The following is a 12,640-nucleotide window of genomic DNA, read 5'->3' as shown; positions in this document are numbered from 1 at the left end:
GTCGTGAGCGAGACGGCGGGGCGAGCACCCGAGGAACCCCTGCCGTGCGTGGCCGTGCGCGACCTGGTCAGGACCTACCGCAGCGGACGCGGCGCGGCCGCCACCGAGATCCGGGCCAACGACGGGATCAGCCTCACCGTCCGCCAGGGCGAGGTCTTCGGGCTGCTCGGGCCGAACGGAGCCGGCAAGTCGACGCTGGTGCGCCAGCTCACCGGACTGCTGCGCCCCGACTCGGGCTCCGTCGAACTCCTCGGCCACGACATCGTGCGGCACCCCGAGCGGGCCGCCCGGCTGCTCGGCTACCTCGGGCAGGAATCCACCGCGCTGGACGAGCTGACGGTCGCGCTCGCCGCCGAGACCACCGGACGGCTGCGCGGACTCACCAGGGCGCAGGCCCGCGGCGCGGCCGCCGACGTGCTGACCGAACTCGGGCTGGAGCCGCTCGCCGCCCGGCCGCTCGCCAAGCTGTCCGGCGGACAGCGGCGGCTCGCCTGCTTCGCGGCCACCCTGGTGGGGGAGCGCCCGCTGCTCGTCCTGGACGAGCCCACCACCGGCATGGACCCCGTCGCCCGGCGGGCCGTATGGAGCGCCGTGGACCGGCGGCGCGCCGAGCACGGGACGACGGTGCTGCTGGTCACCCACAACGTGATCGAGGCCGAGACGGTGCTCGACCGGGTCGCCGTGGTCGACGACGGCCGGGTGATCGCCTGCGACACGCCCGGCGGGCTCAAGGCGCTGGTGGACGGCGACGTCCGGCTCGACCTGGTCTGGCGGGACGAGGCGCCGCTCGGCGTGCCCGCCGTCGCCGCGCTGCGCGAACGGGCCGAGTGCACCGGGCGCCGCTGGACCGTCCGCACCACCCCCGAGCAGGCCCGCGAACTGGTCGCCGCCGTCACCACCGGCCCGGCCTTCGCCGCGCTCGACGACTTCACCCTCGCCACCCCGAGCCTTGAGGACGCCTACCTCAAGCTGGGCGGCCGCCACGGAGGACTGGCCAAGTGACGCTGCTCTCGGTGCCGCCGCGGACCGACCGGTCCACGGCCGCCCCCGCCCCGCTCGCCCCCGCGGCCAGGCTGCTGCCGGCGCTCGCGGCCGTGTACCGGGCGCAGCTCGCCCGGGCACGGGTGGCGCGCATCCCGCTGCTGTTCGTGGCCACCTTCCAGTCCGTCGGCATCCTGGTGATGATGCGGGGCGTGGTGGACGCCGGGCAGTCCTCGGCGGCGCGGTCGGTGGTCGCCGGGTCCAGCGTGCTGGTGGTGGCGTTCGTCGCGCTGAACCTGCTCGCCCAGTACTTCGGGAAGCTGCGGGCCACCGGCGGGCTCGACCACTACGCGACGCTGCCGGTGCCGGCCGCCTCGGTGGTGCTGGGGACGGCCGCCGCGTACGCCTCCTTCACACTGCCCGGGACGCTCGCCACGGCGGCGTTCGGGGCGGTGATGTTCGGGCTGCCGCTCGGGCAGCTGTGGGTGCTGCTGGCGGTCGTGCCGCTGGCCGGGGCCGCGCTGTCGGGGCTGGGGGCGGCCTGCGGGCTGCTGGCGCCGCGCCAGGAGCTCGCGACGATGCTCGGGCAGCTCGGGATGTCGGCCGCCCTGCTGCTGGGCGTGCTGCCGGTGGACCACCTGCCGCAGCCGGTGCAGTGGCTGCGGGACCTGCTGCCGTCCACGTACGGGGTGGACGCCTTCGCGCGGACCTTCGCGCCGGACCCGGACTGGGCGCTGGTGCTCGTGGACCTGGCGGTCTGCGCGGGGGTGGGCGTGGTGTCGCTGGCCGTCGCCACCTGGGCGTACCGGCGGGCGGTCTCGCGGTAGGGCGTCCCGCGGCCGGGCGTCGCGTAGCGGGCCCGCGACCGGTGGGCGCGGTGGCGGGTACGGGTGGGTCGTTCGGGTGGCCGTCGTGAAACGATGGGGCGCGTGACCGTACCGAACACACCTCCGGATCCCGCGCCCGCCGATGTGCAGGCGGTGCCGGACGCAGCGCCCGACCCGTTCGCGCCGCCGTACGGGGCCACCGCCCTCGGGCACGGGACGATTCCGCTGGGGCGGCGGCTGCTGCCGGAGGTCCGGGTCGGGGCGGGTGTCGTGGTCGCCTGCCTGGTGGCCGGTCTGGTGATGGCCGGGCTGTGGGCCTGGCTGGCGCCGAAGGTGCCGCTGCTGGTGGACGGCGACCGCATCCTCTACGCCGACCCCGAGGGCGAGCAGCGGGCCGGGGCCGACGCGGTGTTCGTGCTGATCGGCCTGGGGGCCGGGATCCTGACCGCGCTCGGCGCCTTCCTGGTGACCCGGCGGCGCGGCGGCGGCATCGCGGTCGCGCTGGGACTGGCCGTCGGCGGGCTGCTCGGATCGATCGGGGCCTGGCGGATCGGGCGGTGGCTCGGGCCGAGCGGCGACCTGATCGGCGAGGCCCGGCGGGTCGGCAACGGCGGGCACTTCGACGCGGGCATCGACCTGGGGGCGCTGGGGGCGCTGCTGGTCTGGCCGATGACGGCGATGGTGGTGCTGCTCCTGCTCTCGGCCGCGTTCGGGAAGCGGGAGGAGGACCCGCCGCCGTACTGGGCGCCGGTGGCGCAGGCTCCGCTGGCGGGGCCCCCGGTGATGCCTCCGGTGGGGCCCTCGGCGGGGCCCTCGGCGGGGCCTTCTGCGCAGGCACCGACCGGGCCGTGGGCCGGGCCGGGTGCGGGGAGCGGCGCCGGAAACGGTCCGGGGAGCGGTACGGAGCGCTGAGCGTGGTCGGGCGCGGGGTGGTGCGGGTCGTCCCGCGCCGGCCCCGCGCCCTCGCTTTTCCCCCGGGGAGGGGGCTCAGCGGGCGATGGGGGCGGTGTCGGCCCTCGTGAGGGCGACGAGGTCGGTGGGGGCCAGTTCGACTTCGAGGCCGCGGCGGCCCGCCGAGACGTAGACGGTGGGGTGGCCGAGCGCGCTGACGTCGACGACGGTGCGCAGCGGCCGGCGCTGCCCCAGCGGGGAGATGCCGCCGAGGACGTAGCCGCTGCTGCGCTCGGCGGCGGCCGGGTCGGCCATGGCGGCGCGCTTGCCGCCGACGGCCGCCGCCAGGGCCTTGAGGTCGAGCTGGCCGGCGACCGGGACCACGCCGACGGTGAGGGTGCCGTCCACGTCGGCGACGAGGGTCTTGAAGACCCGCTCGGGGGCGATGCCGAGGACCTCGGCGGCCTCGCCGCCGTACGAGGCGGCGGCCGGGTCGTGGTCGTAGGCGTGCACCGTGAACGGGACGGCGGCGGTTTCCAGGGCGACGGTGGCGGGTGTGCCCTGGCCGCCCTTCCTGGTCTTCTTGGCCATGCGGGGTCCTCGGGGTCCTTGAGGTCCTTGGGGTCCTCGGTCAGTTCGGGCTGAAGGACTGGCGGGTGAGGTCGACGGCGGGCAGCGACGGCAGCCAGCTGAGGACGGCCGACTCGCGGCGCAGCAGGTCGAGCTCGGCGCGCAGCCGTTGGGCGGTGTCCGGGCAGGCGAGCAGCTGCTGCTTGACCGGGGTCTCGAACACCGAGGCGGCGGCGACCAGGTAGGAGAGCACCTGGGGGTCGTCCGGGAGCTCCTGGTGGCCGACGGTGCTCGCCTCGCGGGCGCCGGCCAGGCGCTTCTGGTAGACCCGGAACGCCCGCTCGACCTCGGAGGCCAGCGCGCCGGAGCCCTCGCCCGGGCGCTCCTCGATCAGCTCCGTCTCCCCGGTCAGGTACGGGCCGGAGACGTCCACCGAGCGCAGCCGGAACCGGGTGGTGCCGGTGACCAGCAGCTCGTAGCGGCCGTCCGGCTGGTGCTGGACGGAGGCGATGTCGGCGACGCAGCCGACCTGGAAGACCGCCTCCAGCGGGTCCCCGGTGACGGTGCCGAGGCCGTCCAGCGGACCGGCCGGGCCCTCCTCGGGCCTGACCCGGGCGACCTCCCGGCCGTCCCTGATCGCGAGCACGCCGAACCGCCGGGGGGTGTCCTCGGGCTGTTCGAGCAGATCGGCGACGAGACGGCGGTAGCGCTCCTCGAAGACGTTCAGGGGCAGCACCAGGCCCGGGTAGAGCACGGTGTTCAGCGGGAAGAGCGGCAGCCGTTCTGTCACGGCGGACAGCGTAGTTCCCCGGACGGGGGCCTTGTCGCACGGTTGACGGGCCCGGCCGCTCGCCGGGCCCGTCCACCGGAGGGCTCAACCGCGCTGGAGCATCCGCGTGGCGCCGGCCACGACCGTGGAGGCGAGCAGCCAGCCGACCACGACCAGACCGGCGGAGATCCACTGGGTGAGGCCGCCGGGGTTCCAGCCGCCCTGGTTGAGGTCCACGATCGGCAGCAGCTGGTTGAGGGTGTACAGCACCGGGTTCCAGTGCGGGCGCTCGTCGGCCTTGAGCGGATCCAGCGGGTGGGTGGCGAACCAGAGGCTGCCGAGGATCCAGGCGAGCAGCAGCCACAGGCCCGCCCGGCCCGGGCGGTAGCCGTAGCCGACGGTCGCGTCCTGGACGGCGCCCCAGACCCGGGCCGGCAGCGGCAGGGTGCGGCGGCGCCGGCGCTGCTTGGCGTACAGCACCTCGCGGGCGTCGTCGTCGGCGCCGTCGCGGCGCAGGGCGGCCGCGAGCTGCTCGTAGGACTCGGGCTGGAAGTCCACCGAGGAGCCCTCCAGCCAGGCGATCCGCTGCTGGACGGGGAAGGCGCCGACCGGGCGCAGGTTCTCGTAGACGAAGCCGGTGAGGCCCAGGTGCTTGCCGAGCGGCCAGGCCTCCGGGGTGTCGACCAGGTTGCCGACCCGGGCCCGGGAGAGCGAGACGGTGCCGGTCGGGCGGACCCTGCAGGTGAAGCGCAGCTCCGGGGTGTGGATGCGGCGCAGTGAGAGCTCGTCCTCGCCCTCCAGGTGGAACTCGCCGGAGACCAGGCAGGCGCCGTCGAAGCGGCTGTCGGACAGCCGCACCCGGCCGAAGGCGCGGAACGGGGTGACGGGCCCGTCGGGCGGCGGGTTCTCGCCGTAGCCGGAGCCGTAGTAGCCGCGGGAGCCGACCCAGCCGAGGTCGGCGGAGCCGGTCAGGTAGAGGGTGTGGCCGACGGTGACCCGCACGGCGTTGAGGCAGGTGGGGTTGTGCCGCCGGTCGGCGCGCAGCTGGGCGCCGCGCAGCGAGAGCCGGCCGCCTATCCGGGCGGTGCGCACGCTCAGCTCGCCCCGGGTCTCCAGACGTTCGGCCTCGAAGTCCTGGTTGACGGTGATCCCGTCGGCGGAGACGGCGCGGCCGTGGCGGTCGCCGCCGACGACGGTCTGGTTGAGCAGCAGGTCGGTGCCGATCCGGGCGTCGGTGAGCCGGATGCCGTCGGGGACGCGGCAGCGGGCGAGGTGGAGGTCGCCGGTGGTGGAGAGCCGGGAGGCCTCCAGCCGGGGGATCAGGCAGTTCACGAAGCGCAGCGTGGAGGCCGCCGCCTCGGAGATGAGGATCTTGTGCGCGAAGCGGCAGTCGTGCAGCTCGACGTAGTCGTCGATGGCGCCCCCGGCCAGGTTGAGCGCGCCGGTGACCAGGACGCCGCTGAACCGCAGCGAGGCGACCCGCCCGGGGGCGGGCTCCGGTCCTACCAGCAGCAGATGGGCGAGCACCTCGGCGCGGACGGTGCGGTCGGGGCCCCAGGGGGCGTCGCCGAAGGGGTCGTCGGTGTTGGCTTCGCCACTGCGGAGGTCCAGGATCTCGCCCTGGCGGTAGGCCTCCCAGAGCGCGCGTTCCGTGTCCGTCCAGCCCTCTGGAGCGCGCTCCGCCATGGTTTTCCCCGTCCCCCCGGTCGTCTCGCCTTTCGTATCACGGACTGAAATGCGGGACCAGCGGTTCCGGCCACTCCTTACACTGGGTGGCGTGATCTCTCGAATCGACCTCCGCGGCTCGCTGGACGACCCGCGTGACCTGCTGCCCCGTGCCGAGTTCGACGTCGCCGCCGCCCTGGAGAAGGTGCGGCCGATCGCCGAGGACGTACGCCATCGCGGGGTCGCGGCGCTGATCGAGATCACCGAACGCTTCGACGGCGTCCGGCTGGAGTCGACCCGGGTCCCGGCCGAGCAGCTGACCGAGGCCCTGGAGACGCTGGACCCGAAGGTCCGGGCCGCCCTGGAGGAGTCGATCCGCCGGGCCCGCGCCGTGCACGCCGACCAGCGCCGTACCGGGCACACCACCCAGGTGGTGCCGGGCGGCACGGTCACCCAGCGCTGGGTGCCGGTCGAGCGGGTCGGCCTGTACGTGCCGGGCGGGCTGGCGGTCTACCCGTCCTCCGTGGTGATGAACGTGGTGCCGGCCCAGGAGGCGGGCGTCCGGGGCATCGCCGTCACCTCGCCGCCGCAGAAGGAGTTCGGGGGGAGCGTCCACCCGGCCATCCTGGCGGCCTGCGCGCTGCTCGGCGTGGACGAGGTCTACTCCGTCGGCGGCGCCCAGGCGGTCGCGATGTTCGCCCTCGGCACCGAGGAGTGCGCGCCGGTGAACGTGGTCACCGGCCCCGGCAACATCTACGTGGCCGCCGCCAAGCGCTACTTCGCCGGCCGGATCGGCATCGACTCCGAGGCCGGCCCGACCGAGATCGCCGTCCTCGCCGACGACAGCGCGCTGCCGTCCGACGTCGCCGCCGACCTGATCAGCCAGGCCGAGCACGGCCCGACCTCCGGCTCGGTGCTGGTCACCGACTCCCCGGCGCTCGCCGACGCGGTCGAGGCCGAGCTGGCCGTACAGGTCGCGCGGACCAAGCACGGCGAGCGGGTGGCCGAGGCGCTCGGCGGCCGGCAGTCCGGCATCATCCTGGTCGACGACCTGGAGCAGGGCCTCGCCGTGGTCAACGCGTACGCGGCCGAGCACCTGGAGATCCAGACCCGCGACGCCCACGCGGTGGCCGCCCGGGTGGTCAACGCCGGCGCGATCTTCATCGGCCGCTGGACCCCGGTCTCGCTGGGCGACTACGCGGCCGGCTCCAACCACGTGCTGCCGACCGGCGGCTGCGCCTGCCACTCCTCCGGGCTGTCGGTGCAGACCTTCCTGCGCGGCGTCCAGGTCGTCGAGTACGACCGGGAGGCGCTGGCGGACGTCGCCGCGCACGTGGTCAACCTGGCGAACGCCGAGGACCTGCCGGGGCACGGGGACGCCATCAAGGCTCGCTTCGATTGGACGGTTCCGGGATCGTGACCATTCGTATCGACGACCTCCCGATCCGGGACGAGCTGCGCGGCCAGTCCCCGTACGGCGCGCCGCAGCTGGACGTGCCCGTCCAGCTGAACACCAACGAGAACCCGTACCCGCTGCCCGAGGAGCTGGTCGCCCGGATCGCCGAGCGCGTCGCCGAGGCCGCCCGCGGGCTGAACCGCTACCCCGACCGGGACGCGGTCGAGCTGCGCGAGGGCCTCGCCGCGTACCTCGGGAAGACCACCGGCTTCCCGGTCGCCCGGGAGCAGGTGTGGGCCGCCAACGGCTCCAACGAGGTGCTCCAGCAGCTGCTGCAGACCTTCGGCGGCCCCGGCCGCAGCGCGCTCGGCTTCGAGCCCTCGTACTCGATGCACGCGCTGATCTCCCGGGGCACCGGCACCGCCTGGATCTCCGGCCCGCGCAACGACGACTTCACCATCGACGTGGACGCCGCCGTCACCGCCATCGCGGAGCACCGGCCGAACGTGGTGTTCATCTGCTCGCCCAACAACCCGACCGGCACCGCCGTGGACGCCGACACCGTGCTGCGGCTCTACGAGGCCGCGCAGGCCGCCCGGCCCAGCCTGGTGGTGGTGGACGAGGCGTACGTCGAGTTCTCGCACCGCGCCTCGCTGCTGCCGCTGATCGAGGGCCGCCCCAACCTGGTGGTCAGCCGCACCATGTCCAAGGCCTTCGGCGCGGCCGGGCTGCGCCTGGGCTACCTGGCCGCCGACCCGGCCGTGGTGGACGCCGTCCAGCTGGTGCGCCTGCCGTACCACCTGTCGGCCGTCACCCAGGCCACCGCGCTGGCCTGCCTGGAGCACACCGACACCCTGCTCGGGTACGTCGGGCGGCTCAAGCAGGAGCGCGACCGGCTGGTCGACGCGCTGCGGGGGATGGGCCTGGAGGTCACCGACTCGGACGCCAACTTCGTCCAGTTCGGCCGCTTCGCCGACACCCACGCGGTGTGGCAGGCCATCCTCGACCAGGGCGTCCTGGTCCGCGACAACGGCGTCCCCGGGTGGCTGCGCGTCACCGCCGGCACGCCCGCCGAGAACGACGCCTTCCTGGACGCCGTCCGTTCTGTGATCAAGGAGCTCTAACCCCATGTCCCGCATCGGACGCGTCGAGCGCACCACCAAGGAGACCTCGGTCCTGGTCGAGATAGACCTCGACGGCACCGGGAGGACCGACATCTCCACCGGCGTCGGCTTCTACGACCACATGCTCGACCAGCTCGGCCGGCACGGCCTGTTCGACCTCACCGTCAAGACCGACGGCGACCTGCACATCGACACCCACCACACCATCGAGGACACCGCCCTCGCGCTCGGCGCCGCCTTCAAGCAGGCGCTCGGCGACAAGGTGGGCATCTACCGCTTCGGCAACTGCACGGTGCCGCTGGACGAGTCGCTCGCCCAGGTCACCGTGGACCTCTCCGGCCGGCCGTACCTGGTGCACACCGAGCCCGAGGGCATCGCCCCGATGATCGGCTCGTACGACACCACGATGACCCGGCACATCCTGGAGTCCTTCGTGGCCCAGGCGCAGATCGCGCTGCACGTCCACGTGCCGTACGGGCGCAACGCGCACCACATCGTGGAGTGCCAGTTCAAGGCGCTGGCCCGGGCGCTGCGCTACGCCGCCGAGCGCGACCCGCGCGCGGCCGGAATCCTCCCGTCCACCAAGGGTGCGCTGTGAGCAATACTGCGATGATCCTCATCTTCGTCGGCCTCTTCCTGGCCGGCGGAGTCATCTCCTTCTGGAAGCAGAAGCAGTCGAAGAGCGTCATCCTGGTGCTGGCCTTCGGCGCCGTGATGTGCCTGGCCTCCGGCCTCATGCGCCTGTAACACCCGCCGTAGAGAGACTGGACACCTGAACATGGGCAAGAACGTCGTCGTCCTCGACTACGGCTCCGGCAACCTCCGCTCCGCGCAGCGCGCCCTGGAGCGGACCGGGGCGGACGTCACGGTCAGCTCCGACTACGACACCGCGATGGCCGCGGACGGCCTGCTCGTCCCCGGCGTGGGCGCCTACGAGGCCTGCATGCGCGGGCTCAAGTCCGTCCGCGGGGACTGGATCATCGGCCGCCGGCTCTCCGGAGGCCGACCGGTCATGGGCATCTGCGTCGGCATGCAGATCCTCTTCGAGAAGGGGGTCGAGCACGGCGTGGAGACGGCCGGCTGCGACGAGTGGCCGGGCGTCGTCGAGCCGCTGGAGGCCCCCGTCGTCCCGCACATGGGCTGGAACACCGTGGACGTCCCCGAGGGCAGCCGGATGTTCGCCGGCCTCGACCCGGAGACCCGCTTCTACTTCGTGCACTCCTACGGGGTGCGGCACTGGGAGCTGGAGACCCACAGCGCGCGGATCAACCCGCCGCTGGTCACCTGGGCCACCCACGGGCAGCCGTTCGTCGCGGCCGTCGAGAACGGCCCGCTGTGGGCCACCCAGTTCCACCCCGAGAAGTCCGGCGACGCCGGCGCCGCCCTGCTGACCAACTGGGTCAACACCCTCTGACTTTCTGAGAGTTGGATCTCTGATGAGCCTCGAACTGCTGCCCGCCGTCGACGTCCGTGACGGCCAGGCCGTCCGCCTGGTCAAGGGCGCCTCCGGCACCGAGACCTCCTTCGGCGAGCCGCTCGCCGCCGCCCTCGCCTGGCAGAACGCCGGCGCCGAGTGGCTGCACCTGGTCGACCTCGACGCCGCCTTCGGCACCGGCAGCAACTACGAGCTGCTGCGCGAGGTCACCGGACAGCTGGACGTCAAGGTCGAGCTGTCCGGCGGCATCCGCGACGACGAGTCGCTCGCCCGCGCGCTCGCCACCGGCTGCACCCGGGTCAACCTCGGCACCGCCGCCCTGGAGGCCCCGGAGTGGGTCGCCAAGGCCATCGCCGAGCACGGCGACAAGATCGCCGTCGGCCTGGACGTGGTCGGCACCACCCTGCGCGGCCGCGGCTGGACCCGCGACGGCGGCCAGCTCTTCGACGTGCTGGCCCGGCTGAACGCGGAGGGCTGCGCCCGCTACGTCGTCACCGACGTCAACCGGGACGGCACCCTGACCGGCCCCAACCTCCAGCTGCTGCGCGACGTCTGCGCCGCGACCGACCGGCCCGTGGTCGCCTCCGGCGGCGTCTCCTCGCTCGACGACCTGCGCGCCATCGCCTCGCTCGTGGGCGAGGGTGTCGAGGGCGCCATCGTGGGCAAGGCACTCTACGAGCAGAAGTTCACCCTCGAAGAGGCCCTGGAGGCGGTTTCAGGATGACGGACGGTCGGATCGTACGCGGGCAGGTCGTAGCGGGTCGGGTCGTCGCCGGGCAGGTCGTGGCCGGTCGGGTCGTGGCCGGTCGGGTCGGCGGATTCTCCCCCTGGGAGGACGAGTTCGGCTACTCCCGGGCCGTCGCCGCGGGCGACCACGTGCACGTGGCCGGCTCCACCGCCTGGGTGGACGGCCGGATCGAGCACGAGGGCGACCCGTACCGGCAGACCCTCGCCGCGTTCGGCGTCGGGCTCACCGCCCTGGCCGCGTACGGTCTGACCACCGACGACGTGGTCCGCACCCGGATGTACATCACCCACGTCCGCGACGCCGAGGAGGTGGGCCGCGCCCACCGCGAACTCTTCGACACCGCACGCCCGGTGGCCACCATGGTGGTGGTCGACGGGTTGATCGACTCCCGGATGCTGGTCGAGGTCGAACTCGACGCGTACCGGTCCGGACTGGCAAAGACCCTGGAAGCCCCGGAAATCCCGGACGCCCCGGAAGTTTCGGACGTCCCGGAAGCCTCGGAAGCCCTGGAAGTTGTGGAAGGCGAACAGCCGTGACCCTCGCAGTACGTGTCATCCCCTGCCTGGACGTGGACGCCGGGCGGGTGGTCAAGGGCGTCAACTTCCAGAACCTGCGCGACGCCGGCGACCCGGTCGAGATGGCCAAGCTCTACGACGCCGAAGGCGCCGACGAGCTGACCTTCCTCGACATCACCGCCTCCTCCGGCGACCGGGAGACCACCTACGACGTGGTCCGCCGCACCGCCGAACAGGTCTTCATCCCGCTCACGGTGGGCGGCGGCATCCGTGCCGTCGAGGACGTCGACAAGCTGCTGCGGGCCGGCGCCGACAAGGTCGGCGTCAACACCGCGGCCATCGCCCGGCCGGAGCTGGTCCGCGAGATCGCCCAGCGGTTCGGGCGGCAGGTCCTGGTGCTCTCGGTGGACGCCCGGCGCTGCCCGCCCGGGACGGAGACCGAGTCCGGCTTCGAGGTCACCACCCACGGCGGGCGGCAGGGCACCGGGCTCGACGCCGTCGCCTGGGCGGGCCGCGCCGCCGAGCTGGGCGCGGGCGAGATCCTGCTCAATTCGATGGACGCGGACGGCACCAAGGACGGCTACGACCTGGAGCTGATCCGGGCCGTGCGCAAGAGCGTCTCGGTGCCGGTGATCGCCTCCGGCGGCGCGGGCAAGCTCGCGGACTTCGCGCCGGCCGTCGACGCGGGCGCGGACGCGGTGCTGGCCGCCAGCGTGTTCCACTTCGGGGACCTGCGGATCGGCGAGGTCAAGGGCGCGCTGCGGGAGGCCGGGCACCCGGTGCGGTGATTTTTCGCGGTGCTTGTTCGCGAGCGCGTTTTGCGAACGCGAACAGGCACCGTGTCCGTTGTTCCTTCGCTCAGGCCTGGTTCGGGTCGCCCTTGATCAGCGCGAAGGGGGCGCCGTTCGGGTCCGCGACCCACGCGATCCGGCCGACGTTCTTCACATTCTCGGGCCCCATCAGCACCGAGCCACCGGCCGCCGTCGCCTTGGTCACCCGCGCGTCCACGTCCGCGGTCGCGAAGTACGGCGTCCAGGCGGACGGCTGCGCCGGGGCTATGGTCGGCGCGATGCCGCCGAAGCTGGTCGCCTGCTGGTCGCCCTCGGCGGTGGAGACCACCCGGTAGCTCATCCCCGGCGACGGCTCGAAGTTCTCCACCCGCCAGCCGAACAGCTTCTCGTAGAAGGCGAAGGCGACGTCCGGGGCGGAGGTGTGCAGCTCGGCCCAGACCAGGGCGCCCTCCTCGGACACCGCGTCCAGCCCCTTGGTGCTCCCCGCCTGCCAGACGGCGAAATCGGCGCCCTGCGGGTCGGTGAGCGCGGCGAACCGCCCCTCCTGCATGACGTCCGACGGCGGCACCCGGACGCCGGCGCCGGCCTGCTCGGCCGCCTTGGCGGTGGCGTCCGCGTCGGCGGTGCGGAAGTACGTCGTCCACGCGGACCGCGCGCCCTGGTCGAGGTGGCCGATGGCGCCGACGGTCCTGCCGTCCAGCTGGACGAACCCGTAGCCGCCGGTCCCGGGGATCTCCAGGAACGTCCAGCCGAACACCTGGTTGTAGAACCCGGCGGTGGCGGGGATGTCCGGGCTGCCCAGGTCGATCCAGCAGGGCGAGCCGATGGGGAAGTCGGTGGTGAGCATGTGCGGGGTGCCCTTCGACGGAGGGACGGCCGGGCGTGCCCGGGTCGGACCCCGGCCACCTGCGAGTCTGCACCCGGGGTC

Annotated in this window: 15 protein-coding genes; 11 read left to right on the top strand and 4 right to left on the bottom strand. The window is 73.7% G+C overall.

Going from position 1 to position 12,640, the window contains the following annotated elements:
* The first annotated feature begins 3 nt into the window (after window positions 1–3).
* The 3 genes from ACFVXH_RS01885 to ACFVXH_RS01875 all read left to right on the top strand — a co-directional run bounded on the left by ACFVXH_RS01885 (window position 4) and on the right by ACFVXH_RS01875 (window position 2,720).
* Window positions 4–1,002, top strand: coding sequence for an ABC transporter ATP-binding protein (locus ACFVXH_RS01885; protein WP_380743866.1), 999 nt, complete (start codon window positions 4–6; stop codon window positions 1,000–1,002).
* A complete protein-coding gene (locus ACFVXH_RS01880) occupies window positions 999–1,808 on the top strand; it encodes an ABC transporter permease (RefSeq protein ID WP_074000930.1) in 810 nt (269 codons plus the stop codon). The genes ACFVXH_RS01885 and ACFVXH_RS01880 overlap by 4 nt, the downstream gene beginning before the upstream one ends.
* 102 nt (window positions 1,809–1,910) lie before the next feature.
* The gene (locus ACFVXH_RS01875) at window positions 1,911–2,720 is read left to right on the top strand and encodes a hypothetical protein (protein ID WP_387819611.1); all 810 of its coding nucleotides are present in this window, start codon (window positions 1,911–1,913) and stop codon (window positions 2,718–2,720) included.
* A 75-nt stretch (window positions 2,721–2,795) separates the two neighbouring features.
* On the opposite strand, the gene ybaK is transcribed toward ACFVXH_RS01875, so the two are convergent.
* The 3 genes from ybaK to ACFVXH_RS01860 all read right to left on the bottom strand — a co-directional run bounded on the left by ybaK (window position 2,796) and on the right by ACFVXH_RS01860 (window position 5,724).
* Window positions 2,796–3,290 (bottom strand): Cys-tRNA(Pro) deacylase, encoded by a 495-nt coding sequence (gene ybaK, locus ACFVXH_RS01870; RefSeq protein WP_074000932.1) that lies wholly within the window; start codon window positions 3,288–3,290, stop codon window positions 2,796–2,798.
* A 40-nt stretch (window positions 3,291–3,330) separates the two neighbouring features.
* The gene (locus ACFVXH_RS01865; RefSeq protein ID WP_181970799.1) at window positions 3,331–4,068 is read right to left on the bottom strand and encodes an LON peptidase substrate-binding domain-containing protein; all 738 of its coding nucleotides are present in this window, start codon (window positions 4,066–4,068) and stop codon (window positions 3,331–3,333) included.
* A 75-nt stretch (window positions 4,069–4,143) separates the two neighbouring features.
* Entirely contained in the window at window positions 4,144–5,724 is a 1,581-nt protein-coding gene (locus ACFVXH_RS01860) for an oxidoreductase (protein ID WP_387819609.1), read from the bottom strand.
* A 91-nt stretch (window positions 5,725–5,815) separates the two neighbouring features.
* Between ACFVXH_RS01860 and hisD the strand changes: the two genes are divergently transcribed.
* The 8 genes from hisD to hisF are packed head-to-tail and all read left to right on the top strand — an operon-like array spanning window position 5,816 to window position 11,709.
* Window positions 5,816–7,123: a histidinol dehydrogenase gene (hisD, locus tag ACFVXH_RS01855; RefSeq protein WP_074000935.1), complete on the top strand. Its 1,308-nt coding sequence runs from the start codon at window positions 5,816–5,818 to the stop codon at window positions 7,121–7,123.
* Entirely contained in the window at window positions 7,120–8,223 is a 1,104-nt protein-coding gene (locus ACFVXH_RS01850; protein ID WP_387819607.1) for a histidinol-phosphate transaminase, read from the top strand. Before hisD ends, ACFVXH_RS01850 begins: the two co-directional genes overlap by 4 nt.
* A gap of 4 nt (window positions 8,224–8,227) precedes the next feature.
* On the top strand, window positions 8,228–8,821 hold the full coding sequence (hisB, locus tag ACFVXH_RS01845) for an imidazoleglycerol-phosphate dehydratase HisB (RefSeq protein WP_049650368.1): 594 nt from the start codon (window positions 8,228–8,230) through the stop codon (window positions 8,819–8,821).
* An 11-nt stretch (window positions 8,822–8,832) separates the two neighbouring features.
* Entirely contained in the window at window positions 8,833–8,970 is a 138-nt protein-coding gene (locus ACFVXH_RS01840; RefSeq protein WP_049650367.1) for a hypothetical protein, read from the top strand.
* A 31-nt stretch (window positions 8,971–9,001) separates the two neighbouring features.
* The gene (gene hisH / locus ACFVXH_RS01835) at window positions 9,002–9,637 is read left to right on the top strand and encodes an imidazole glycerol phosphate synthase subunit HisH (RefSeq protein ID WP_117487410.1); all 636 of its coding nucleotides are present in this window, start codon (window positions 9,002–9,004) and stop codon (window positions 9,635–9,637) included.
* Window positions 9,638–9,656: 19 nt separating this feature from the next.
* Entirely contained in the window at window positions 9,657–10,382 is a 726-nt protein-coding gene (priA, locus tag ACFVXH_RS01830; RefSeq protein ID WP_107086387.1) for a bifunctional 1-(5-phosphoribosyl)-5-((5-phosphoribosylamino)methylideneamino)imidazole-4-carboxamide isomerase/phosphoribosylanthranilate isomerase PriA, read from the top strand.
* Complete coding sequence (locus ACFVXH_RS01825) at window positions 10,379–10,942, top strand: RidA family protein (RefSeq protein ID WP_387819605.1); 564 nt, start codon at window positions 10,379–10,381, stop codon at window positions 10,940–10,942. Before priA ends, ACFVXH_RS01825 begins: the two co-directional genes overlap by 4 nt.
* Entirely contained in the window at window positions 10,939–11,709 is a 771-nt protein-coding gene (hisF, locus tag ACFVXH_RS01820) for an imidazole glycerol phosphate synthase subunit HisF (protein WP_049650364.1), read from the top strand. Before ACFVXH_RS01825 ends, hisF begins: the two co-directional genes overlap by 4 nt.
* Window positions 11,710–11,779: 70 nt before the next feature.
* Here the strand turns inward: hisF and ACFVXH_RS01815 are convergent, their stop codons facing one another.
* Complete coding sequence (locus tag ACFVXH_RS01815; protein WP_387819602.1) at window positions 11,780–12,559, bottom strand: VOC family protein; 780 nt, start codon at window positions 12,557–12,559, stop codon at window positions 11,780–11,782.
* Window positions 12,560–12,640: the final 81 nt, after the last annotated feature.

The organism is Kitasatospora sp. NPDC058184 (genome assembly GCF_042883725.1).
Classification (GTDB): domain Bacteria; phylum Actinomycetota; class Actinomycetes; order Streptomycetales; family Streptomycetaceae; genus Kitasatospora.
Note: the sequence above shows the minus strand (reverse complement) of the source record. Positions and strands in the feature narration are given on the sequence as shown.